General features: G+C 66.7%; 19 protein-coding genes and 2 pseudogenes. 14 read left to right on the forward strand and 7 right to left on the reverse strand.

Features of this window, described 5'->3' with window-relative positions:
• Positions 1-80: 80 nt before the first annotated feature.
• Positions 81-1,463 (forward strand): phosphoglucomutase/phosphomannomutase PgmG, encoded by a 1,383-nt coding sequence (gene pgmG / locus LRS12_RS08805; protein ID WP_257844254.1) that lies wholly within the window; start codon positions 81-83, stop codon positions 1,461-1,463.
• Between the two features lie 50 nt (positions 1,464-1,513).
• Positions 1,514-1,837, forward strand: coding sequence for a DUF1801 domain-containing protein (locus LRS12_RS08810; RefSeq protein ID WP_257844255.1), 324 nt, complete (start codon positions 1,514-1,516; stop codon positions 1,835-1,837).
• A 4-nt stretch (positions 1,838-1,841) separates the two neighbouring features.
• Here the strand turns inward: LRS12_RS08810 and LRS12_RS08815 are convergent, their stop codons facing one another.
• Together LRS12_RS08815 and LRS12_RS08820 are read right to left on the reverse strand one after the other, a co-directional pair.
• Positions 1,842-3,932 carry a TonB-dependent receptor gene (locus LRS12_RS08815; protein ID WP_257844256.1) on the reverse strand — a complete coding sequence of 697 codons (2,091 nt, stop codon included), beginning with the start codon at positions 3,930-3,932 and terminating at the stop codon, positions 1,842-1,844.
• A 126-nt stretch (positions 3,933-4,058) separates the two neighbouring features.
• Positions 4,059-5,231 (reverse strand): tetratricopeptide repeat protein, encoded by a 1,173-nt coding sequence (locus LRS12_RS08820; RefSeq protein ID WP_257844257.1) that lies wholly within the window; start codon positions 5,229-5,231, stop codon positions 4,059-4,061.
• Between the two features lie 112 nt (positions 5,232-5,343).
• On the opposite strand from LRS12_RS08820, the gene LRS12_RS08825 reads away from it, so the two are divergent.
• On the forward strand, positions 5,344-6,105 hold the full coding sequence (locus LRS12_RS08825; protein ID WP_257844258.1) for an exonuclease domain-containing protein: 762 nt from the start codon (positions 5,344-5,346) through the stop codon (positions 6,103-6,105).
• 47 nt (positions 6,106-6,152) lie between these two features.
• On the opposite strand, the gene LRS12_RS08830 is transcribed toward LRS12_RS08825, so the two are convergent.
• From LRS12_RS08830 to LRS12_RS08845, 4 genes are all read right to left on the reverse strand, one after another.
• Positions 6,153-7,070: a TraB/GumN family protein gene (locus LRS12_RS08830; protein ID WP_257844259.1), complete on the reverse strand. Its 918-nt coding sequence runs from the start codon at positions 7,068-7,070 to the stop codon at positions 6,153-6,155.
• Positions 7,071-7,102: 32 nt separating this feature from the next.
• Entirely contained in the window at positions 7,103-7,525 is a 423-nt protein-coding gene (locus LRS12_RS08835; RefSeq protein WP_257844260.1) for a hypothetical protein, read from the reverse strand.
• On the reverse strand, positions 7,515-7,724 hold the full coding sequence (locus LRS12_RS08840) for a helix-turn-helix transcriptional regulator (protein WP_257844261.1): 210 nt from the start codon (positions 7,722-7,724) through the stop codon (positions 7,515-7,517). Before LRS12_RS08840 ends, LRS12_RS08835 begins: the two co-directional genes overlap by 11 nt.
• Positions 7,725-7,789: 65 nt before the next feature.
• Positions 7,790-9,313, reverse strand: a complete 1,524-nt coding sequence (locus LRS12_RS08845) for a sodium:solute symporter (RefSeq protein ID WP_257844262.1) — start codon at positions 9,311-9,313, stop codon at positions 7,790-7,792.
• A 111-nt stretch (positions 9,314-9,424) separates the two neighbouring features.
• On the opposite strand from LRS12_RS08845, the pseudogene LRS12_RS19970 reads away from it, so the two are divergent.
• From LRS12_RS19970 to LRS12_RS08895, 11 genes and pseudogenes are all read left to right on the forward strand, one after another.
• Positions 9,425-10,299: pseudogene (locus LRS12_RS19970) on the forward strand (Ku protein).
• A 4-nt stretch (positions 10,300-10,303) separates the two neighbouring features.
• The gene (locus tag LRS12_RS19975) at positions 10,304-10,783 is read left to right on the forward strand and encodes an MgtC/SapB family protein (RefSeq protein WP_260481515.1); all 480 of its coding nucleotides are present in this window, start codon (positions 10,304-10,306) and stop codon (positions 10,781-10,783) included.
• Positions 10,770-13,214, forward strand: coding sequence for a DNA ligase D (ligD, locus tag LRS12_RS08855; protein ID WP_257844264.1), 2,445 nt, complete (start codon positions 10,770-10,772; stop codon positions 13,212-13,214). The genes LRS12_RS19975 and ligD overlap by 14 nt, the downstream gene beginning before the upstream one ends.
• Positions 13,215-13,286: 72 nt before the next feature.
• Entirely contained in the window at positions 13,287-15,764 is a 2,478-nt protein-coding gene (locus LRS12_RS08860) for a circularly permuted type 2 ATP-grasp protein (RefSeq protein WP_257844265.1), read from the forward strand.
• Positions 15,764-16,642 carry a transglutaminase family protein gene (locus LRS12_RS08865; protein WP_257844266.1) on the forward strand — a complete coding sequence of 293 codons (879 nt, stop codon included), beginning with the start codon at positions 15,764-15,766 and terminating at the stop codon, positions 16,640-16,642. Before LRS12_RS08860 ends, LRS12_RS08865 begins: the two co-directional genes overlap by 1 nt.
• 79 nt (positions 16,643-16,721) lie before the next feature.
• A complete protein-coding gene (locus LRS12_RS08870) occupies positions 16,722-17,672 on the forward strand; it encodes a DnaJ C-terminal domain-containing protein (RefSeq protein WP_257844267.1) in 951 nt (316 codons plus the stop codon).
• 9 nt (positions 17,673-17,681) lie between these two features.
• Positions 17,682-18,616: pseudogene (locus LRS12_RS08875) on the forward strand (YihY/virulence factor BrkB family protein).
• Positions 18,617-18,619: 3 nt separating this feature from the next.
• Entirely contained in the window at positions 18,620-19,423 is an 804-nt protein-coding gene (gene fabI / locus LRS12_RS08880) for an enoyl-ACP reductase FabI (protein ID WP_257844268.1), read from the forward strand.
• A gap of 1 nt (position 19,424) precedes the next feature.
• Positions 19,425-19,952, forward strand: a complete 528-nt coding sequence (locus LRS12_RS08885) for a GNAT family N-acetyltransferase (RefSeq protein WP_257844269.1) — start codon at positions 19,425-19,427, stop codon at positions 19,950-19,952.
• Between the two features lie 70 nt (positions 19,953-20,022).
• Entirely contained in the window at positions 20,023-21,090 is a 1,068-nt protein-coding gene (aroC, locus tag LRS12_RS08890; RefSeq protein ID WP_257844270.1) for a chorismate synthase, read from the forward strand.
• A 105-nt stretch (positions 21,091-21,195) separates the two neighbouring features.
• Positions 21,196-21,432, forward strand: coding sequence for a hypothetical protein (locus LRS12_RS08895; RefSeq protein ID WP_257844271.1), 237 nt, complete (start codon positions 21,196-21,198; stop codon positions 21,430-21,432).
• 42 nt (positions 21,433-21,474) lie between these two features.
• Here the strand turns inward: LRS12_RS08895 and LRS12_RS08900 are convergent, their stop codons facing one another.
• On the reverse strand, positions 21,475-22,764 hold the full coding sequence (locus tag LRS12_RS08900) for an adenylosuccinate synthase (RefSeq protein WP_257844272.1): 1,290 nt from the start codon (positions 22,762-22,764) through the stop codon (positions 21,475-21,477).
• Between the last annotated feature and the right edge of the window lie 57 nt (positions 22,765-22,821).

Genomic DNA, 22,821 nt, shown 5'->3' on the forward strand with positions numbered 1-22,821 from the left:
CATTGCTGTCAGCCGCGTTTGACGGTTGAACTTTGCGTAACGCGCGCGAAATGAAGCGCGTCGATTTCCCTGGAGGCCCAATGACCCATCGTTTCGATCCGACCTCGCTGCGCGAGTACGACATCCGCGGAATCGTGGGCAAGACGCTGGGGCCGGACGATGCGCGCGCGATCGGGCGCGGCTTCGCCACCCTGCTGCGCCGCGCGGGCGGACATCGGGTGGCGGTCAGCCGCGACGGGCGCGTCTCCTCGCCGGTGCTGGAGGCGGCGCTGATCGAGGGGCTGACTGCGTCGGGCTGCGACGTGGTGCGGATCGGGCTCGGCGCAACGCCGATGCTCTATTATGCCGAAGCGGTACTAGAAGTGGATGGTGGCATCCAGATAACCGGAAGCCATAATCCCGGCGATTATAATGGCTTCAAGATGGTGTTTCAGCACCGTCCGTTCTTTGGGGCCGACATCCAGACACTGGGCAAGATGGCCGCGGAGGGCGATTGGGAAGAGGGCGAGGGCACCGTCGCCGACGCCGATATCCTCGACGATTATGTCGGTCGCCTGCTCGCGGGATATTCGGGCGGCACCTTCCGCATCGGCTGGGACTGCGGCAATGGCGCGTCGGGTCCGGTGATCGAGAAGCTGGTCCAGCTGCTTCCGGGTGAGCATCACACGCTGTTCACCGATGTGGACGGCAATTTCCCCAACCATCATCCCGATCCCACCGAAGAGAAGAATCTGGCGCACCTCAAGGCACTGGTCGCGGAGAAGAACCTCGATTTCGGACTGGCCTTCGACGGCGACGGCGACCGGATCGGCGCGATCGACGGGCAGGGCCGCGTGATCTGGGGCGATCAGCTTCTGTCCATTCTGGCCGAACCTGTGCTGCGCAAGGATCCCGGCGCGACGATCATCGCGGACGTGAAGGCCAGCCAGGCACTGTACGACCGCATCGCCGAGCTGGGCGGCCAGCCGCTGATGTGGAAGACCGGCCACAGCCTGATCAAGACCAAGATGAAGGAAACCGGCGCACCGCTCGCGGGCGAGATGAGCGGCCATATCTTCTTCGCGCAGGATTATTACGGGTTCGACGATGCACATTATGCCGCGGTCCAGCTGATCAACGCGGTGCACCTGATCGGCCAGTCGATGAGCGACATCCGCAGCGCGATGCCCGCAATCGTCAACACCCCCGAAATGCGCTTCCAAGTCGATGAAAGCCGCAAGTTCGCGGTGATCGACGAGGTGCTGGCGCGGCTCAAGGACTCGGGCGCGGACGTCAACGACACCGATGGTGCGCGGGTCAATACCCCCGATGGCTGGTGGCTGCTGCGCGCGTCGAACACCCAGGACGTGCTGGTCGCCCGCGCCGAGGCGAAGGACGAGGCAGCGCTGGAACGCCTCCTGGCCATGATCGACGCCCAGCTCGCTGCCAGCGGGCTCGAGCGCGGGCCGCAGGCGGGGCATTGAACGCTGCCGTCGTAACATGGCTTGACGCGCTCGGTCCGGGGGATCGGGCAATGGTCGATGCCCTGCGCGCGATCGTCATCGACGCTGCCCCGGAGTTGGTCGAAGAAATCAAGTGGAACGCGCCCAGCTTTCGCGACGGCGCGGATCACAAGGTCACGCTGGGGATCGAGCGCAAGGGCGGGGTCCGCATTGTCCTGCATCGCGGTGTTGCATCCAGGGATGTTGCAGGCTTCAGCTTCGCCGATCCCGATGGTCTCGCCAGCTGGCCGGCAGCGGATCGCGGGGTGGTGACGTTGCGCGATCCCCCGACGATCGAGACGAAGCGCGCCGCGCTTGGCGCATTGATCGCGCGCTGGGTCGCCGCAACCCGATGAGCCGTTATCCCAGGCTATGCTTCACCGTCAGCGACGGCACGATGTGCTTGTTGCGGCTGCGATATTCGACCGCTGTGGGCGTGAGGGCGGAGCGATCCGGGGTGTAGAAAGTCCGTTCGCGCGTCCCCGGGGTTCCGGTCGCATTGTCGAGCGCAAAGGTGACCGTCGTCGCCTTTGACGGCCGCCATTCGGCGAAGGCGGTGACATAGGGCGGGACCATCCGGTTCGCATCGACCTCGTTCCGGCGATAGAAGCTGGAGCCGCTGTTGGCGAAGACCGAAAAGCCCCAGGCGAAGCTGCCCAGATCCTGCCGAAAGCTGGTTTCGTGGACGAAGCCGGTATAACCTGAAAAGGGCCGATCGCGGCCGGTATAGGGATCCTGCACCGAAGTCGCGACCATCGAATTATAGATGCTGAGCCGCCCGCCCTTGATGCCCAATTTGGCAAGCGGCGCGTCGATTCGGCTGCGCGCGATATAGACATGGCCGGTGCCCAGATTGCCCGGCGCATCGAATCCTTCGGGGGTCGGTACGCGATCCTGAACCTTCTCGACCCGCTGATAGCCGAGATCGACCTTGATCAGCCCGTCGCCCAGGAACTTGCGCTCGACCGTCAGCTGAGTCTCCCATCCGCGCTGGGGGAGGAGGTTGGCGTTGCCGCCATTGACGCGGTCGTTGCTCAACTCTGCGCTCGAGATGAAATCCTCGAACTGCAGCTGCGCGACGAAGCGTTGGGCCAGCCAGTTGACGTGCCAGTTGCCCGATCGCCAGTCGAGCACCAGCTTGGGCTTGAGAAAGCTCAGCGCGCGCTCCGACGTCGCATCGCCCGACACGGTGATGCGGGACGTTTCGAAGGTCGCACCCAGGTCGAGCCGCAGCCCCTTGCCGATCCCGCGTCCGGCGTTGAGGAACAGTTCGCCGCGCCGCTCCAGCACGACCGCGTCGTCGACCGGCAGGTCGATCCGCGTCCGTGCCCCGCCCGCGCCGAGCAGGAACAGGTCGACCTTGCTCTCCAGCCGGTTGATCACCCCCTCTGCGCCCGTCTCGACCGACCAGCCGCCAAGGTCGGGGCGGGTCCAGACGAGCCGCGCGAGCGTCTCCTCCAGCGTGTCGTCAAGCTCCTGCTCATAGCCGCCGGTGACGGTACCGGTGATGCGATTGAGCGACAGCTCGCGATTGTCACGGTAGCGGCGCGTGGCGAGGCCGATCAGCTTGATCCCGCCCCCGGCAAAGGGGCGCGTGACGTCGCCGCCTAGCTCATAGATATCGCGGTCGAAACGCTGGCTCAGCCGGTCGTCGCGCACTGGCCCGGTCGCCGGGGTTACGTCATTGTCCTGATCCAGCTTGAACCGGTCCAGGAAGATGCGGCCGTTGAGGTTGGCGGTGCGATATGCACCGTCGTTGAACGACCAGGATGCCGACAGCGCGCCATTGGGAGCGTTGATCCGGTTTTCCTTGACCCGATATTCGAGCAGCGCACCGTTCGGCACCGCAGTGATCCGGTCGTAGCCGTGCTCGGTGGTGAAGTCGTTGTCGAGGGCCAGCGCGACGTTGAACGTCGATCGCCCGCTGCGGATCAGCGTAGAGATGCTGCCCTCTGGCGCGACCTTGCCGGTATAGTCGCGCAGCACCGACGCCGTCACCGTGCCCGACATGCCGCCGCGGTTGCCGAGCACCAGGTTCAGCACCTGTGCCTTGCCCGCATATTCCGCGCCGAACCCGTCGCCCGGCCCGAGCTCGACGCGCAGCACCTGGCTGGCCGGAATGCGGGAAAGGATGGTGGTCAGCGGGTCGCTCTTCGAACTGGGGCGCTGGCCGTTGATGACCACGTTGCCGGCCGCCGAACCGAAGCCGCGCACTTCGGCATCGGTTTCCTGAATCGCAAAGCCGGGCACGCGATTGGCGATGTCGAGCGCGGTGGAGGGGGCGAAGGGCGCGAAATACGCCGCCTCGAACACCTGACGCCCCGCCGCCGCTGCCGTCGCGCCGCCGGTGTCTTCGCGCTCCGCTCCGTCATCGACAGCAGCGGCGACCTGCGCATAGGCCGGTGCCGAAGCGATCAGGGCGATCGCCGATACGGCGTGCAACAGGGTCATGTCTTTCTCCAGGCTCACTCGACTACATTCGTAGTCAAATGGGTGATCTATGCCAGCAAGACACGAGAGGCAAGGGGCTGAAATCGCGTTTCGACCAACTATCGACGCGGTTTGACGAGCGGCGTTCTAGCGGGAAGCAGGGTGGGCCAGATCCCAAGCCGCACGGACCTGCGCAGTATAGATCGGAGCGCTGCGCTCCACCGCCGCCTGCGCGTCGCGGGAGAAGCCTGTATGGGACTGAAGCCTGAGGCGCGCATCGGCTGCGGCGACGAGCAGCAGCGAGCGGACCTCTTTCGGCTCCCGCCCTGTCGCCTGAAGATGCCGCGCGAGGCCAAGGATCACCCGCGCGCGATCCGGATCCAGCGCCGGACGTCTGATCAGCACGGCGAACGCCTTGCGATACCAGGTCTCGGCCTCATCCATCCGGCCCTGTTTCGCGATGATACCGGCGACATAAGTCCGCCCCCGCGCCACGCCGGGATCATCCTCGCCAACCAGCAGCGCAGAGGCTTCGAGCCCCTTGCGAAATATCGCTTCGCCCTCCGCGAGCCGACCTTGGCTGGCGATATTGTAGCCCAGATTGGTGTAGGTCACGGCCAGTTCGAGACGGCCTCTGTTGTCGACAGGGTGGGCGCGTGCGGCGAGCAAAGGCGCATATGTGGCCTCGGCCTCGGCGAAGCGACCTTGGTCCTCCAGAAAATAGGCGATGTCCTGCCGAGCCTGCAGGATGTCCCGATCTCCGACTGGCAGCACCCGGGCGCGCAGGGCGAGCGTCGTGCGCATCATCGCTTCCGCCTCGCGATGCCGTTCCTGATAATTCAGATTCCAGGCAAGCGCCTGATAGACATCCGCGACCTCAACGTGCTGCGCCTTCTCCGCCTCAAGCAGCGCGAGCGCCAGCCGGTACAGTGGTTCACCCTCCATGAAGCAGGCCTGCTGCTCCATCCCGCTGGCGAGGTGCAGATAGGTGCGGACCAGCTGCGCCGTGCGCGTCATCGGGCGGCGGTCGGTATGGAACAGCGGGGCATAGCGTTCCGCCACCCAAAGGTCGCCGGGATCGCGCGACGCGACCAGCAGCTGTCCCCAGCTCGTCGCGCATTGCAGCGTGGGTTTGGCCGGGTCGCACGCGGCCAGCTCCGCGCGGCGCGCGGCGATGTAGCGGGCACGGGCGGCATCGCCCCCGGCGAGTTCGATGCAGCGCGGGGCTCGTGCGGTCGCCGGCGAGAGCGAAACGCCCGCCAGCGCCGGGCTGGCCAGCGTCAGCGTCAGGAACAGCAACAGGCGGCGCAGCAGGTGCATGGGGCGATCCTATCGCGCCGCGCGCCGCGCACCAGCGACGATCTCTGACAGGGCGGGACAGTCCGCACCGGTCGGGGCTGGCAAATCGCGGCGGCGCAGGCCACATGGGGGCATGGCTCCCCCCGCCCCCCAGATCATCCGCGTCATCGACCTCGAAACCACCGGCAACGCCCCGCCCCAGCATGGCGTGTGCGAGATCGGGTGGCAGGATGTCGTGCTGGGCAAGGACGGCCGTTGGGCGCTGGAGGGGGAGGGCGGCGCGCGCCTCGTCAATCCCGGCCGCCCGATCCCGCCGCTGACCATGGCGATCCACCATATCCGCGATGAGGATGTCGCCGACGCATCATGGTGGCACGATGTCGCGCGCCCGGTGCTCGATCCCTGGCCGCGCCGCGTCGCGCTGGCGGCGCATCGCGCGAGCTTCGAGGAGCAGTTCTGCACCCCGTCGCTGACACGCGGGGCAGACTGGATCTGCACGTATAAATGCGCGCTGCGGCTGTGGCGCGACAGTCCGGGCTTCTCGAACCAGTTCCTGCGCTATTACCGCATGCCCGAGGGGCTGGAGCATGAGCGCGGCCTGCCCGCGCACCGCGCCTTTCCCGACGCCTATGTGACCGCGCACCATCTGCGCGACATGTTGAACGAAGCGAGCGTCGCGCAGCTGATCGAATGGTCGAAGCTGCCCGGTCTGCTCCCGCGCGTCCGTTACGGCCCGGATCGCGGGAAGGAATGGAGCGAGATCGACGACGAATCGCTCGACGCCTTCCTGCAGGATCGCGACGAGGACATTCGCTACACTGCACAGGTCGAACTAGACCGCCGCCGCGGCCGGGGTCCGGAGTTCAAGCCGGTCTGCCAGCCGGATTTGTTTTAGGGCGTCCTGCATTTGGCTCCCCTCCTTTCAGGGAGGGGAGCCAAGGCTCAATACTCGATTCGCTGGGTCTTGATCTGGCGCTTCTCCAGCATGACCTGAACGCTGTCCGGCCCGGAAAGGTGGCCCGCACCGACCGCCATGAACACGACTCCCGGCTTGTCGAGCCGCGTGTCGATCCACTCGGCCCAGCGCGCGTTGCGGTCGGCGAGCAGCATCTTGCTGAGCTCGGGCGAGCTGCGCAGCGCCTCGTTCATGATCGCGGCCAGACCCTCGGCATCGCCTTCCGACCATTCCGCGACCATCTTGGCGAATTCCGGCCCGACCTGCCCGAGCTGCTCGAGCGTTTCGCTGAGGAACTGAATCTGCGCGGCTTCCGAGAGGCTGTTGAAAAAGCCGAACTGCATCTCGATGCTCTCAAGCCCCGAAACCGGCTTGTTCGCCGCCTTGGCCGCTTCGCTGAGCGCGGTTTCCGCGCCCGATGCGGGATTATAGCCCGCCTTCATCAGCGCGACGAGGCTGAGCTGGCTGGCGGCGAACCAGGGCTGGAACCGCTCGACCGCCTGCGCGGGCAATCCGGCATCGGCGACGGCCTTGGCAAAGGCGGCGCGCTTGTCGGCGGGCAGGCGTTCAGTAAGGGTCGGACCGGCCGTGCTGACGGCATATTTGAGGATCAGCGGCTGGACGCTGGCGGGATCCGGCATCTCGCCGATCTCGGTCACCATCTCGCTGCTCTCGTCGAACGCCTTCTTCACCGCCTCGTCAAACCAGCTGAGGCCCGCTGGCAGGACGTGGATCGTGCCGAACAGATAAATCGTCGTGTCCTCGTCCTTGACGACCCAGAGTGCGGGGTCGGAATCCTTGAGCTGCGCCACCGGGGCAGGGGCGGGCGCCTGTTGCGCCAGCGCGGCGGGGGTGACGAACAGCAGCGCAAGGGCAGTGCCGGTGCGCGATAGCATCTTGATCATAATTTACTCCGATACCAATGATTTGGGGTCAATCAGGGACGTAATTTCTTGTAGCCATAGGCAAGCAGCATCGCGATCATCGTCGCGACGAACACGCCCTCATGCTGGGGCTCGGGCACCAGTCCACCGCGCCACCACAGATACCAGCAGGCATAGCCGGCGATGTAGAGGTTTAGCGCGACCGCCGAGGCCCATTGATTGTCGCGCCGGTCGAGCTCGTCGGTGGCGAGGTGATAGCGCCACCCGCCATAGCCGAGCGCGACCAGCAGCACGGCGGAGGCGACGATTGCCCAAGCGGCCGGAATGCCCTCAAGAAAGCCGCCGCCCTCGACCTCGAAAAAGGCCGAGAGGAAGCCGATCACGCCGCCCGCCGCCATCAATCCGCCGATGATGAAGCTCAGCCGCCGGCTGCGTGCCCTTGCTGCGGCGATGCCGGGGCGGGGATCATTCGCCATGGTCGTGCTCCGTGTCATCGAAAATCTCCTCGATCCTCAAATCGAACAGCCGCGCAATGCGAAAGGCAAGCGGGAGCGAGGGGTCGTATTTCCCCGTCTCGATCGCATTCACCGCCTGGCGCGACACGCCGAGATGCCCGCCCAGCTCGGACTGGCTCCAGTCGCGTTCGGCGCGCAGCACTTTCAGGCGGTTCCGCATGCGTCACTTTTCCCTGACAATATGTCAGTCACGGGTGACTATATGTCAGGTATCCATGACACGAGTCAAGCGGATTTCTTGCCCTGCGGAATCGCCGCGACGATCGCTGCAGCCGCCGTGCCGATGCACAGCAGATAGGGGAAGGCGAGACCTTGTGGCCCCAGGGCGAAGGGCTGGAGCAGGAATACGGTCACGAAACCGGTGAGCAATGCCGCGATCACCGACGCTGTATTGCCGCGCGTGCTGAACAGCGCGACGCCATAGACGCCAAGCAGCCCGGCATAGGCGAACACCATCACCGACAGCACGAACTCCAGCAGCGGCATGTCGCTGTGCTTCTGCCAGTAATAGCTCAGCACTGCGGTCGCGAACATCGCCACCGCGACCGCCGCCATGCCCCAGCGCCCGGCATGGACATAGTGGCGATCCGCCGCGCCGCCATGCGCCTCGCGCCAAGGTCGGTAGAAATCGCTCACCAGCACCGACGACATCGAATTGAGGGCGGATGTGACGGTCGACACCGCCGCCGCGATCACCCCGATCGTCACCAGCCCGCGCAGGCCGGGCGGCAATTGCGTCAGAATATAGTGGACGAACACCGTGATCTTCTCGCCGGCGAACTGGGCCGACACCGTGTTGGTCGCGCCCATCAGGTCGGGACGATTGTAGAAGATGTGGAGCAACAGCCCGATCGTCACGAAGATCGCGATTACGGGCACGCTGGCCAGGGCCGACAAGATCAGGCTGCGTGCGCCGGTCCTGGCGTCCGGACTGGCAAGCAGACGCTGGGTGGTGTCCTGGTCGAGTCCCGAGCTGGCGGTATTGAGCAGGAACAGCCCGGTGACCGCCGCCAGCACGGTGAACGGCTTGGCAAGATCGGTCGAGAAATCGAACAGCCGCAACTTGTTCGTGCCGTCGGGCGCATTGCGCAGCGCATCGATCAGCGCCGCATTGTCGAGCGGGATCGCGGCGCGCAGGAAGATCAGTACCGCGACCGCTGCACCGGCATAGACGATGAACTGGACGAAATCGTTCCAGATCACCGATTTGAGGCCGCCGCGCAGCGTGAAGGCAAGGCTGGCGAGCATCACCGCCGCCGCCGACAGGATGATCGACCCGGCGTCGATCGCGTTGAACCCGACCATCGCGATCGCGATCGCCGCCAGATAGACGCGCGCGCCCCCGGACAGGATCCGCCCCGCCAGATACATGCCACCCGCCCAGCGCATCGCGCGTGGGCTGTAGCGCGTCTCGAGCAGCTCATAGACCGTCGCGACGCGCAGCGCGTAAAAGCGCGGGATCAGGACATGCGCGACGAAGAAGGCGGCGAGGATCGCGCCCAGCACCGCGCCGAGGTAACTGTAATCACTGCGATACCCGTAATCCGGGGCACCCAGAAAGGTCGCCGCAGACTGGTTGGTCGCGAGCACCGAAACCGCCGCGAGCCAGGCTGGAACGCTGTTCCCTGCCAGGAAATAGTCCCCCGCATTGCGCGTCTCGACCCGGTTGAAATGCCAGGACAGCCCGGCCAGCACGGCGAGGTAAAGCGCGACCACCAGCCAGTCGAGCGCGGCGAAATGCAGCATCATCGCAAATGTGTAGCAGAGGTGTTGCCGAGGTCACGCGGCAAGTTGTCGCCGGACTTCGGAACGACTCCCGCCCTCACGCTTTGAATCGGCCTCGCAACGAGGGAGGTTTGAATGGCAGCGCGCGCCTATTGGCAGGGTCAGATCCGACTGGCGCTGGTCTCGATCCCCGTGGAAATCTACAGCGCAACCAAATCCGGCGCACAGGTCGCCTTTCATCAGGTCCACGAACCTTCGGGCAAGCGGGTCAAGTACGAGAAGGTCGTGCCCGGCATCGGCCCGATCGACACCGACGAGATCATGAAGGGCTTCGAATATGAAAAGGGCCATTATGTCCTGCTCGACCAGGACGAGATCGACGCGGTCAAGCTGGAGTCGAAGAAGACGCTGGAACTGACCCAGTTCGTCGACGCGCACGAGATCGACGTCCTCTATTATGAAAAGCCCTATTTCGTCGTCCCTGCCGACGACCTTGCCGAAGAGGCGTTCGTCGTCCTGCGCGAGGCGTTGAAGCGCACGCGCAAGGTCGGCCTCGGCCAGCTCGCGATGCGCGGTCGTGAATATGTGGTGAGCCTCAAGCCGTGCGGGCGCGGCATGGTGCTCGAAACGCTCCGCTACGCCGATGAGGTCAACAAGGCACAGGGTTATTTCCGCGACATTCCCGATATCGAGCCTGACGCGGAACTGCTCGGCCTCGCCGAGTCGCTGATCGAGAAAAAGGCCGCGAAGTTCGACCCCGCGACCTTCCACGACCGCTATGTCGATGCGCTCAAGGGGCTGATCGACCGCAAGAAGAAGCAGAAGGGCAACCGCAAGATCATCGAGGACAAGGACTCGGGCGGCGACCCGCGTGGCGGCAATGTCGTCGACCTGATGGCCGCGCTCAAGAAGAGCCTCGAAAAACCCGGCGCGGCTAAGAAGGCATCTGCGGCGAAGACCCCCGCAAAAAGGCTCCGGCCAAAAAGGCCCCGGCGCGCAAGCGGGCGTGACGCGATGGAGTTGAACCCGCCGATCACCTTCGACGCACTCAACTGGGATCCGTGGCTGCGGCTCGCCGGCGCGGCCGTTGCAGGCCTGCTGCTGGGGCTCGATCGTGAGGTGCGCGGGCATGGCGCGGGGCTGCGTACGCACGCGATCCTGTGCTTCTCCGCCGCGCTCATCACGGTCTGCGCGCTGGCGCTCTACTATCAGCTGGGCGGTGAGGAATCGCAGGCCGATCCGCTCCGCGTGATCGAGGGAACCGCCGCCATGGCCGGCGTGATCGGAGGCGCGCTCATCGTCTTCTCCAGGGGCGAGGTGAAGAACCTCACCACCGCCGCCCATATCTGGCTTGCCGCATCGATCGGCATCGCGTTCGGCGCCGGGCTTTATCCGATTGCGGTGATCGGCACGGTCGGGTCGGTGCTGCTGCTCACCCTGTTCGGCTGGATCGAGGACAGGGCCTTTGCGGGACGACGCGATGGCCAAGACTGACCCGCTCGCAAAATACAATGCGATGCGCGATTTCGCGAAGACGGCGGAGCCGCGCGGCGAGATCGGCAAGGGTGAAGGCCGCACCTTCATAGTGCAGAAGCATGACGCGACCCGCCTCCACTGGGATTTCCGGCTGGAAGTCGACGGGGTGCTCAAAAGCTGGGCGGTGACGCGCGGCCCCACCCTCGATCCCGGCGCAAAGCGGCTGGCGGTGCGCACCGAGGATCACCCGATGTCCTATGCGACGTTCGAGGGGACGATCCCCAAGGGCGAATATGGCGGCGGCACGGTGATGCTATGGGATCGCGGGACCTGGGCGCCGGTGCCGGGGAAGAGCGCCAAGGATCTGGACAAGGGCCATCTCCACTTCACCCTGGATGGCGAGCGGATGAAGGGCGAATGGCTGCTGATCCGCCTCAAGCCGCGCGGGAAGGAGAAACGTGAGAACTGGCTGCTGCGCAAGATCGACGACGCCTATGCTGGCGCGACCGATACGCTGGTGGAGACGGCGCTGACCAGCGTCGCCACCGGGCGGACGATGCTGGAGATCGAGGAGGGGGTCAAACCTGCGCGACAGCATAAGGCCGCAGCGCCGAAGGTCGCGAAGAGCCAGATGTCAGGCGGCAAACGCCCCAACTTCCGCGACCCTCAGCTCGCCACGCTGGTCGATGCGGTCCCCGCCGGAAACGGCTGGCTGCACGAGATGAAATATGACGGCTACCGCGCGATGGTCGCTCTGGGGAAGGGCGGGCCAAAGGTCTTCACGCGGTCGGGCCTCGACTGGACCGACAAGTTTGCGCGCATCGCGGAAGCCGCTGCCACGCTCCCCGCCGCCTCGGCGCTGATCGATGGCGAGGTGGTCGCATTCAAGGACGGCAAGCCCGATTTCTCGACGCTGCAGGAAACCCTGTCCGAAGGGCGCGGCGACCTCGCCTTCTTCGCCTTCGACCTGCTGGAACTGGACGGGGAGGACATCGCCGTGCTCCCCCAGATCGAGCGCAAGGAGCGTCTCCGCGCGCTCGTCGCCGGGGCCGATTCGCGCATCCAATTCTCCGAACATGTGCTGGGCGCGGGCGAGAAACTGTTCGAGGCGATGTGCCGTGAGGGGCATGAGGGCGTGATTTCGAAGCGCGCCGACGCTCCCTATCGCGGGACGCGGTCCAAGAGCTGGCTCAAGACCAAATGCACGCGACGGCAGGAGTTCGTGATTGTCGGCTGGCTGCCCAGCAGCGCGAGCGGACGCGGGCTGCGCTCGCTGCTGCTCGGCGTGCATGAAGATGGCGCGCTGCGATACGCGGGCAAGGTCGGGACCGGGTTCAACGCGACCAACTCCGCGGCGCTGATGGACAAGCTCGCCCGGATCGAGCGCAAGACGCCGCCGGTCGACGTCCCCAAGGTCGCGGCGCGCGGGGCGCATTGGGTCACGCCCAAGCTGGTCGCGGAGGTCGCCTTCGCCGAATTCACCGCCGAGAATGTCGTCCGCCATGCCAGCTTCATCGCACTGCGCGACGACAAATCCGTCGATCAGGTCGTGACCGAAACCGCCGCGCCGCCGCCCGCCGCACCGGAGAGCGATGTGAAGATCAGCAACCCCGACCGCGTGATCTTCCCCGATTCAAAGATCACCAAGGGTCAGCTCGCGGACTATTATGCCGCCGTCGCGCCAATCTTGCTGCCCTGGCTCACCAACCGCCCGGTCAGCCTGGTGCGCTGTCCGCAGGGCCGCGCCAAGCAATGTTTCTTTCAGAAGCACGACGCAGGCAGCTTCGGCGAACATGTCCATCATGTCGACATTCGCGAAAAGGACGGGTCGGTCGAACCCTATCTCTACCTCAAAGATGCCGACGGCGTGCGCGCCTGTGTCCAGATGGGGACGATCGAATTTCACGGCTGGGGCAGCCGGGTCGAGGATGTCGAAAAGCCCGACCGGCTGGTATTCGATCTCGACCCGGACGAGGGGCTCGACTTCGCCAAGGTGAAGACGGCGGCGGCGGATCTGAAACGGCATCTCGCCGATCTCGGCCTCACCAGCTGGCCGATGCTGACCGGGGGCAAGGGTGTTCACGTCATCGTGCCGCTGACCCCGCAGGCGGAATGGCCCGAAGCCAAATCCTTCGCCGAACGCTTCGCCCGCGCGCTGGCACAGGCCGAGCCGGACCGCTTCACCGCCAACCTCAAAAAAGCCGAGCGCAAGGGCCGCATCTTCATCGACTATCTGCGCAACCAGCGCGGCAGCACCGCAGTCATGCCCTATGTCGCGCGTGCCCGCCCCGGCGCGCCGGTTTCCGCGCCGTTGAGCTGGAGCGAGCTGCGCGACGCCGACAGCGCGCAACGCTTCACCGTGCGCGACGCCGCCATGCTGCTCGACCGCGCAACCGGTCGCGCGCTCGCCGGTTGGGGACAGGCGGATCAGGTGCTGCCCGACTTTTAGCCCGGCAAGCCTAAAGCTTGTTGCACCCGCGAGCATGGCCCGTCACACACAGTCCGTCGAAGGGGGCACTGAATGGCGATCGCTGTGGCGGACACATATGACACGGCGACGATCGCGCGGCGCTGGCTGACCGATTATCGCGCCGCCACGCCCGCGACCGATATGCTCTACGCCGCCGGGCTCGACGATCCGGCGTGGAACGCGGCGCTGGAGGAACTGGCCGAACGCGCGGGCGAAGATCTGACCGCCGCGCGCGAAAAGGCGCAGCGCCATGCCGAAGATATCGGCACCGGCTTCCGCATCGCGGGGGAGGGGGAGGAGCGCCCCTGGCCCCTGTCGCCCGTCCCGCTGCTGATCGACAAGACCGAATGGCAGGGGATCGAGGCTGGCGTGGCGCAACGCGCCGAGCTGTTCGAAGCGGTGCTCGCCGATTGCTACGGCCCGCAGACGCTAGTTCAGGGCGGCAGCCTGCCCGCGAGCCTGTTGACCGGCAGCCCCTATTTCCTGCGTCCGATGATGGGGCTGGAGCCGCCTGGCGGATGCCACCTCCACTTTGTCGCGTTCGACTTGTGCCGGGGCCCGGCGGGCGAGTGGCGGGTGCTCGCCGATCATCTGCGCGCGCCGGCGGGGGCGGGCTATGCGCTGGAAAACCGGCTCGCCATCGCGCGCATGCTGGGCGGGTTGCAGGAACGGCTCAATATCGAGCGGCATGCGCCGTTCTTCGCGGCGTTTCGCGAAGGCATCGCCGCGCGTTGCCGCCGCAGCGATCCGCGCATCGGGCTGCTGACGCCGGGACGCCTCAACCCCAGCTATGCCGAACAGGCGCATCTCGCACGCTATCTCGGTTTCCTGCTGGTAGAGGGCGGCGACCTCGCCGTGCTCGACGACCGGGTCTATCTGCGCACCATCGCGGGGCTGAAGCGCGTCGATGCGCTGTGGCGGCGCGTCGATCCTCGGATGATCGACCCGCTCGCGTTCGATTCGCATTCGGCGATCGGGGTGCCGGGACTGATCGACGCGATGGCGCAGGGGGAGGTGGTGATCGCCAACTCGCCCGGCGCGGGGATGCTGGAGGCACCCGCCTTCGCCGCCTTCCTGCCGCGCGTCTGCGCGCGGCTGACCGGCGAGAGCCTGAAGCTCGCCAATATCGCGACTTGGTGGTGCGGCCAGCCGCGCGAATGCGCCGAAGTCGCGAGCGACCTCGACAATATGGTGATCGCTCCCGCATTCGGCGTCGCGACCAATGTCCTGTCCGACGCGATGCTGGGATCGGCACTGTCGCCCGACACCCGCGCCGCGCTGCTCGCCGACTTCGAACGCCGCCCGCAGGATTATGTCGGGCAGGAGGTCGTGCGCCTTTCGACCATGCCGGTGGTCAGCGACGGGCGGCTCGAAGCGCGACCCTTCACGCTGCGCGTGTTCGCGGCGCGCGGAGCGGACGGCAGCTGGCATGTCATGCCCGGCGGCTTCGCGCAGATCGGCGACAAGCCCGACGCGCGTGCGGCGGTGATGGGGGAGGGCAACTGGTCCGCCGATGTCGTGATCCATGGCGACGCGCCGGTCGCACCGGTGACCCTGCTCCAGCCGAGCGATACCACCCAGCTGCGCCGCAATCCCGGCACCCTGCCCAGCCGCGTTGCCGACAATCTCTACTGGCTCGGCCGCTATCTTGAGCGCGGCGAGGCGCGACTGGGCGTGGTCCGCGCGCTGCTCGGCCATTCGATCAGCGCCGACAGCGGCGCTGCGCTCGCCGCCGACACGGTTGGGCGGCTGGTCGGGCTGGTGGTGGAGGCGGGGGCGGCACCCGCGCCCGACAGCCTCGGTCGCGCGCACCTCACCCGCTTTGCCGAAATCGCGATGGACGCCGCCGATGGCTGGTACAGCGTCCGCGCGATCAACCGTCAGGCGCGCGCGATCGGCGCGGTCAGCCGCGACCGGCTTGCCGCCGACATGATCCGCCTGCTCGACGCGCCCTATCCGACGCGCGGCGGCGCGCTCGATCGGGCGGGGTCGCTCCAGCGGCGCTATTCGGCGCTGGCGGGGCTGTCGTCCGAACATATGGGCCGCACCGATGCCTGGCGCTTCCACGATCTCGGCCGCCGGATCGAGCGCGCGGTGGCGACCGTTTCGGCGCTGCTCGCATTGGGTCAGCCCGATGCGACGAGCGACGACCTCTCCGCGCTGCTCGATCTTGCCGACAGCCAGATCAGCTATCGCCAGCGTTACCTGACCGGCATCGCCCGCGTGCCCGCGCTCGACCTGATCGCGCTCGACCCCGGCAATCCGCGCGGCATCGCGTTTCAGGTGGAGGCGATCGTCGCGCATCTCGACGCGCTGCCGGTGCTGTCCGACGACGGCCTCGCCGAGCCGCAACAGGGGCTTGCGCGCGAACTCGCCGCGATGGTCGCGACCGCGCAGGCGGCGCATTTCGGCAACGACCAGCTTTACGCGATCGGCAACAAGCTCGCCGCGCTGTCGAACGCGGTCGCGCGCCGCTATTTCCTCCACGGATCGGAACCGCTGCGCGCCTCCGGGCTCGTGGTCGGCTGATGCGCTACGCCATCCGCCACGTCACGACATTCGACTATGGCGAGCCGGTCGGCTTCGCCCGCTGCAACCTGCGGCTGAAGCCGATCCACTGGTCGGGGCAGCAGCTGCACGACTATAGCCTGAGCATCGAGCCCGGCGGCGATACCGCGCCCGCCCGCGCCGAGGCTGGCCTCGCCAATGTCGTCCGGCTGGTGGTGACTCAGGCGGTGCGCAGCCTGACGATCGAAAGCCGCTGCACCATCACCGTCGACCGCCCGGTGCCGCTGCCCGCGCCGAATGATCCGACGCTGGCGCAGATCGCCGCGCAGGCGCGCGCCAGCCGCGATGCAGGACCAGCCAGCCCCGCCTCCTATCTCTTCCCCTCGCCCCTGATCCCGCTCGACCGCGACATTGCGGAGTGGTGCGCGCAGGAACTGGACCCGCAACGCGGCGCGCTGGACGCCGCCATCGGCCTCGCCCGCCGCATCCAGAGCGAGTTCGACTTCGATCCGACCGCGACTCTGGTCGACACGCCTCCGCACGAAGCATTCCTGAAGCGCGGCGGCGTATGTCAGGACTTCGCGCAGATCATGATCTCGGGCCTGCGCGCCGCCGGTCTCCCCGCCGCCTATGCCTCCGGCTATCTGCGCACCCTCCCGCCGCCCGGTCAGCCGCGCCTCGTCGGGGCCGACGCGACCCATGCCTGGGTGCTGTTGTGGTGCGGGCCGGAGCGCGGCTGGGTCGGGGTCGATCCGACCAACGGCATCTGGATGGCGAGCGACCATGTCATCATCGCGATCGGCCGCGACTATACCGACATTGCCCCGATCGACGGCATCGTGCTGGGATCCGGCGCGCAGAACATGGCGGTGTCGGTGGATGTCGAGCCGCTCGAATAGGCGCCAACCCTTGCACTCTCCCCCCGCCGCGCCGATGTAGCGGGATAATACGCTGAACGAGCATCAACAGGGAAACATCGTGGCCGATCCGTATTCGACTTTGGGTATCTCGCGCGGGGCCAGCGAGGATGAGGTCAAGAAGGCGTATCGCAAGCTCGCCAAGGAGCTGCACCCCGACCGCAACAAGGACAATCCCAAGGCCGCCGAGAAGTTCAGCACCGTGACGCAGGCGTACGACCTGCTGATGGACAAGGACAAGCGCGCGCGGTTCGATCGCGGCGAGATCGACGGCGACGGCAACCCGACCTCGCCGTTTGGCGCAGGGTTCGGCGGTGCGCGCGGCGGACCGCAGGGCGGCTTTCGTCCCGGCGGGTCGCAGTTCGATTTCGGCGGCGGTGGCGATGCCGGGTTCGAGGATATCCTCGAAGGGTTGTTCGGTGGTCGCGCAGGCGGCGGGTTCGGCGGGCAGCAGGGCGGCTTTTCCAGCGGCTTCGGTCGCCGCCCTCCTCCGGCCAAGGGCGCCAATGTAGCATACCGGCTGCGCGTGCCGTTCGAGGATGCCGCAGCGCTGAAGCCCCAGCGGATCCAGCTGCGCGACGGATCGACCATCGACCTCAAGCTGCCCAAGGGGGTCGAGACCGGCACCCAGATGCGGCTGTCGGGCAAGGGCGATTCCGGCCCGGGCGGCAATGGCGATGCGATCGTGACGATCGAGATCGAACCGCACCGATTCTTCACTCGCGACGGCGATCATATCCGCCTCGACCTGCCGATCACGCTCAAGGAAGCCGTCGCGGGGGCGAGCGTGCGCGTGCCGACGCCGGAGGGCCCGGTGAACCTCAAGGTTCCCGCCGGGTCGAGTTCGGGCAAGACCTTGCGGCTCAAGGATCGCGGCTTCCACGGCAAGGGCGCGCGCGGCGACCTGCTCGCCACGCTGATGATCGAGATACCGGGATCAGACCCGAAGCTCGCGGAGTTCGTCGCCGACTGGACCGATCAGGGGAACCCGCGCGCCCGGCTGGGCGTCTGAACGGATAGCGTGACCGAACCCGTATCCCCCGAATCGCCTGAAGCGCGGCGGCACGGCTTTCACAAAAGGCTGTCCGACCTCGGCGTCACGGACCGGGCGATCGAGGTAGCCAGGCGGGTGGCGGTCGGTGCCTATACCGATGGCTTCACCCATGCCGGCAACCTTGCCTATTTGAGCCTGGTCACGCTCTTCCCGTTCTTCATCGTCGCGACCGCAGTGGCGCGGCTGGTCGGGCGCACGGGCGACGGGCTTCAGGCGGTGGCTGCATTCCTGCGCACCGTGCCCCCGAAGTCGCCGATCTGCTGCGGCCTGCCATCCTCGAAGTGCTCGACGCGCGCTCGGGGTCGCTGCTGTGGCTGGGCGCGCTGGTCGGGCTGTGGACCACGTCGGGCTTCATCGAAACCGTGCGATCCATCCTGCGTCAGGCCTATGGTATCCCGTCGGGCACGCCCTTCTGGCGGCTCAAACTGGCCACCATCGGCATGGTTATCGCATCGGTGATATTGGCAATGATGGCATTCAGTTTCCAGGTGCTGCTGATCGGCGCGGAACAGTTCATCCTGCGCGTCCTTCCTTTCGCGTCGGACGCGGCGCGGATGATCTCGCTGACCAAGGTCGCGCCCGCCATCGCCTTGTTCGGCGCGCTCTACATTCTGTTCTACACGCTCACTCCGTCGCGTTACCGCAAGTCCGAATGCCCCAAATGGCCAGGCCCGGCCTTTGTGACTCTTTGGTGGATGGGTTGCACGGCCGCGCTTCCCGAGGTGATCAGCTCGTTTGGCGGCTATGGCCTGACCTATGGCAGCCTCGCTGGCGTGATGGTTGCACTCATCTTCTTCTTCCTCATCGGCTTCGGGGTCGTTATCGGCGCCGAACTCAACGCGGCACTGGCAGAAACGCCCGAGAACGGGTTAGAGACACCGCTTGAAGGGACCGGAGGGTAAGACGTGACCGGATTGATGCAGGGCAAGCGCGGGCTGATCATGGGGCTCGCCAATGATCGATCGCTCGCCTGGGGGATCGCCAAGAAGCTGCGCGAACACGGCGCGGAGCTGGCATTCAGCTATCAGGGCGAAGCGCTGGAGCGGCGCGTGCGCCCGCTCGCGGAAGAGCTGGGCAGCGACTTCCTGATCGACTGCGATGTCAGCAACATGGACGCGCTCGACACCGCGTTCGAAACGCTTGCCAGCCGCTGGCCGACGATCGACTTCGTCGTCCATGCGATCGGCTTCTCGGACAAGAACGAGCTGCGCGGCGGCTATGTCGACACCAGCCTCGACAATTTCCTGATGACGATGAACATCAGCGTCTATTCGTTCGTCGCGGTGGCCAAGCGCGCGAGCGCGATGATGCCGAACGGCGGATCGCTGCTGACGCTCAGCTATTACGGCGCGGAGAAGGTCATCCCGCATTATAACGTGATGGGCGTGGCCAAGGCTGCACTGGAGACCAGCGTCCAGTATCTCGCGGTCGATCTCGGTCGCGACAACATCCGCGTCAACGCGATCAGCGCCGGTCCGATCAAGACGCTGGCGGCGAGCGGCATCGGCGACTTCCGCCTGATCCTCAAGTGGAACGAGCTGAATGCCCCGCTCAAGCGGAACGTGACGATCGAGGATGTCGGCGGCGCCGGCCTCTATTTCCTGTCCGACCTGTCGAGCGGCACCACCGGCGAAACCCACCATGTCGACGCCGGCTACCACGTCATCGGCATGAAGGCCGAAGACGCCCCGGATATCGCGCTGGTCTGAGATGACCATCACCATCCGCCCCGCCACCGGCGGCGACGTCGCGGCGATCGACGCGCTGCTGCGGCGCAGCTTTCCTGCGGCGGATGAGGCGATGCTGGTCCAGCGGCTGTGTATCGATGGCGACATGGTGCTGACCCTCGTCGCGGATGACGAGGAGACCGGCGCGCTTGCGGGCATGGTCGCGTTCAGCCGGATGGAGGTGCGCGTCAACGACGTCGCCCTCGCGGCCGTCGCGCTCGCCCCCGTCGCGGTCGAGGCGGCGTACCGGAAACAGGGCGTGGCCGAGGCGCTGATCGCGGCGGGGCACCGGCATCTCGGCGATGCGGGCTATCTGCTCAGCTTCGTGCTCGGCGATCCGGCCTATTATGGCCGCTTTGGCTATGCCGCCGATCTCGCGCGCGGTTTCGACTCGCCTTATGCGGGTGACTATCTGATGGCGCTGGCGTTGCAGGACGGAAAGCTGCCCTGCGGGGTGCGCGGCGTGGCGAGCCACGCGGGTGCCTTCGCGGCGCTGGCGCAGGACGCCTGATCCGGGCTTTCTCCGACCCGCGATCCTTCTTGCTTCCAAATCGCTTGGGATTGGGCGAGGAGATGACGCCATGAGCTTCAACACCTTTGGCCGCGTGCTGCGCTTCACCACCTTTGGCGAGAGCCACGGCCCGGCGATCGGTGCAGTGGTCGATGGCTGCCCGCCCGGCCTCACCCTCAGCGAAGCCGATATCCAGCCCTTTCTCGACAAGCGCCGCCCCGGCACATCGCGCTTTACCACGCAGCGTCAGGAGCCGGACGCGGTCCGCATCCTCTCCGGCGTATTCGACGGGCGGACCACCGGCACCCCGATCGGCCTGCTGATCGACAATGTCGACCAGCGCTCGAAGGATTATTCGGAGGTCGCAGCCGCCTATCGTCCCGGTCATGCCGACTATGCCTATGACGCCAAATACGGCTTTCGCGACTATCGCGGCGGCGGGCGCTCCTCGGCGCGTGAGACGGCAATGCGCGTCGCGGCCGGCGCGGTCGCAAGGCTGGTGATTCCGGAGGTGACGATTACCGCCTGGGTCGAGGCGATCGGCGGCGACGCCATCGACTATGCCAAGTTTGACGCGAACGACATCGGCAACAACCCCTTCTTCTGCCCCGACCCCGACGCCGCTGCCCGCTGGGAAACGCTGGTCGATGACGCGCGCAAGGCCGGATCGTCGCTCGGCGCGGTGATCGCGTGCGCGGCGACGGGCGTTCCGGCGGGCTGGGGCGCGCCGCTCTATGCCAAGCTCGACAGCGAGCTCGCCGCTGCGATGATGAGCGTCAATGCGGTGAAGGGCGTCGAGATCGGCGACGGATTTGCCGCAGCCGCCTTGTCCGGCGAGGCCAACGCCGATCCGATGCGTCCCGGCGCGGACGGCCCCGAATTTCTCGCCAACCACGCCGGCGGCATTGCGGGCGGCATCTCGACCGGCCAGCCGGTCCGCGTGCGCGTTGCGTTCAAGCCGACCAGCTCGATCCTGACCCCGGTCGAAACCATCACCCGCGACGGCGAAGCGACCGAGATCCGCACCAAGGGCCGCCACGACCCCTGTGTCGGCATTCGCGGCGTGCCGGTGGTGGAGGCGATGATGGCGCTGGTGCTCGCCGATCAGAAATTGCTCCACCGCGCGCAATGCGGCTGACCCGAACCGCTGAACCGGTTGATTATGTGGACAAAGTTCGGGCTGAAATGCGACTTTTGACCCCGTGCGCGCGTTCAGCCCGCGTCGGGTAGTCAGGAGTGTCTCATGCGCCACAAGACGTTGTTCAGCCTCATCGCCCTTGGCGGGTCCACCGCTGCCATCGCGGCGATCGGCACGCCACAGGCCGAGCCGCCGCTTCAGAACGAGCTGACCAACGAAGCGGTCCCGGACGACACGACCGCACCGGAGACCTTGTCGAACCGGACCGATGTCGAGCCCAGCGCCGACCCGACGCATCACGGGACCGAAACGGTGCCCGAGCCCAATTCGACCTTCTACTGACCTGTTTCGTCCCCGGGCGCGGCGCGCCGCGTCCGGGTCACATCAGTCCGCGAACGGATCGCGGACCAGGATCGTGTCCTCCCGCTCGGGGCTGGTCGACACCAGCGCCACCGGACAGCCGATCAACTCCTCGATCCGGCGGATATATTTGATCGCCTGTGCCGGCAGCTGTGCCCAGCTGCGCGCGCCGGCAGTCGACTCGCTCCAGCCCTCGATCTCCTCATAGACCGCGACCGCGCGCGCCTGATCCTGCGGGCTGGGCGGCAGATAGTCGTAATGCTTGTCGCCGACGGTATAGCCGGTGCAGATCTTCAGCGTCTCCATGCCGTCGAGAATGTCGAGTTTGGTCAGCGCGATGCCGGTGACCCCGCTCAGCGCGACCGACTGGCGCACCAGCACCGCGTCGAACCAGCCACAGCGGCGCTTGCGCCCCGTCACCACGCCGAACTCGCGGCCGCGCGTGCCGAGCAGTTCGCCCACCTCGTTATCCTGCTCGCTCGGGAACGGGCCGGAGCCGACGCGCGTCGTGTACGCCTTGACGATCCCCAGCACGAAGCCGACCGACCCCGGACCAAGGCCGGAGCCCGACGCCGCCGACCCGCTCACCGTGTTGGACGAGGTGACGAAGGGATATGTGCCATGGTCGATGTCGAGCAGCGCGCCCTGCGCGCCCTCGAACAGGATGCGCTTGCCCGCTTCCTTCGCGCCCTTCAGCGTCAGCCACACCGGCGCGGCATAGGGCAGCACCGACGGCGCGATCTCGCGCAGCTCCTCGAGCAGCCGGTCGCGGTCGATCGGCGGCTGGCCGAAGCCGGCGCGCAGCGCGTCGTGATGCGCGCACAGCCGGTCGAGCTGCGGCCCGAGATCGTCGAGATGCGCCAGGTCGCACACGCGGATCGCGCGGCGGCCGACCTTGTCCTCATAGGCCGGTCCGATGCCGCGCCGCGTCGTGCCGATCTTGCCCGCGCCGCTCGCATCCTCGCGCAGCGCGTCGAGGTCGCGGTGAAAGGGCAGGATCAGCGGCGCGGTCTCGGCGACCTGCAGCGTTTCCGGCGTGATCTCCACGCCCTGCGCGCGCAGCTTCTCCATCTCGTCGCGGAAATGCCAAGGGTCGAACACCACGCCATTGCCGATCAGCGACAGTGTCCCGCGTACCAGTCCGGAAGGGAGCAGCGACAGCTTGTACACCTTGTCGCCCACAACCAGCGTGTGGCCCGCATTGTGCCCGCCCTGAAATCGGACGACGAGGTCGGCGCGGCTGGCGAGCCAGTCGACGATCTTGCCCTTGCCCTCATCGCCCCATTGGGCGCCGATCACCGCGACGTTCGCCAAGTTTCCGATCCTTTCCGGTATGCGCGGCTCCCCTAGAGCGCGCGCGCCGCTACGTCC

The organism is Sphingomonas sp. J344, assembly GCF_024700005.1.
GTDB lineage: Bacteria > Pseudomonadota > Alphaproteobacteria > Sphingomonadales > Sphingomonadaceae > Sphingomonas.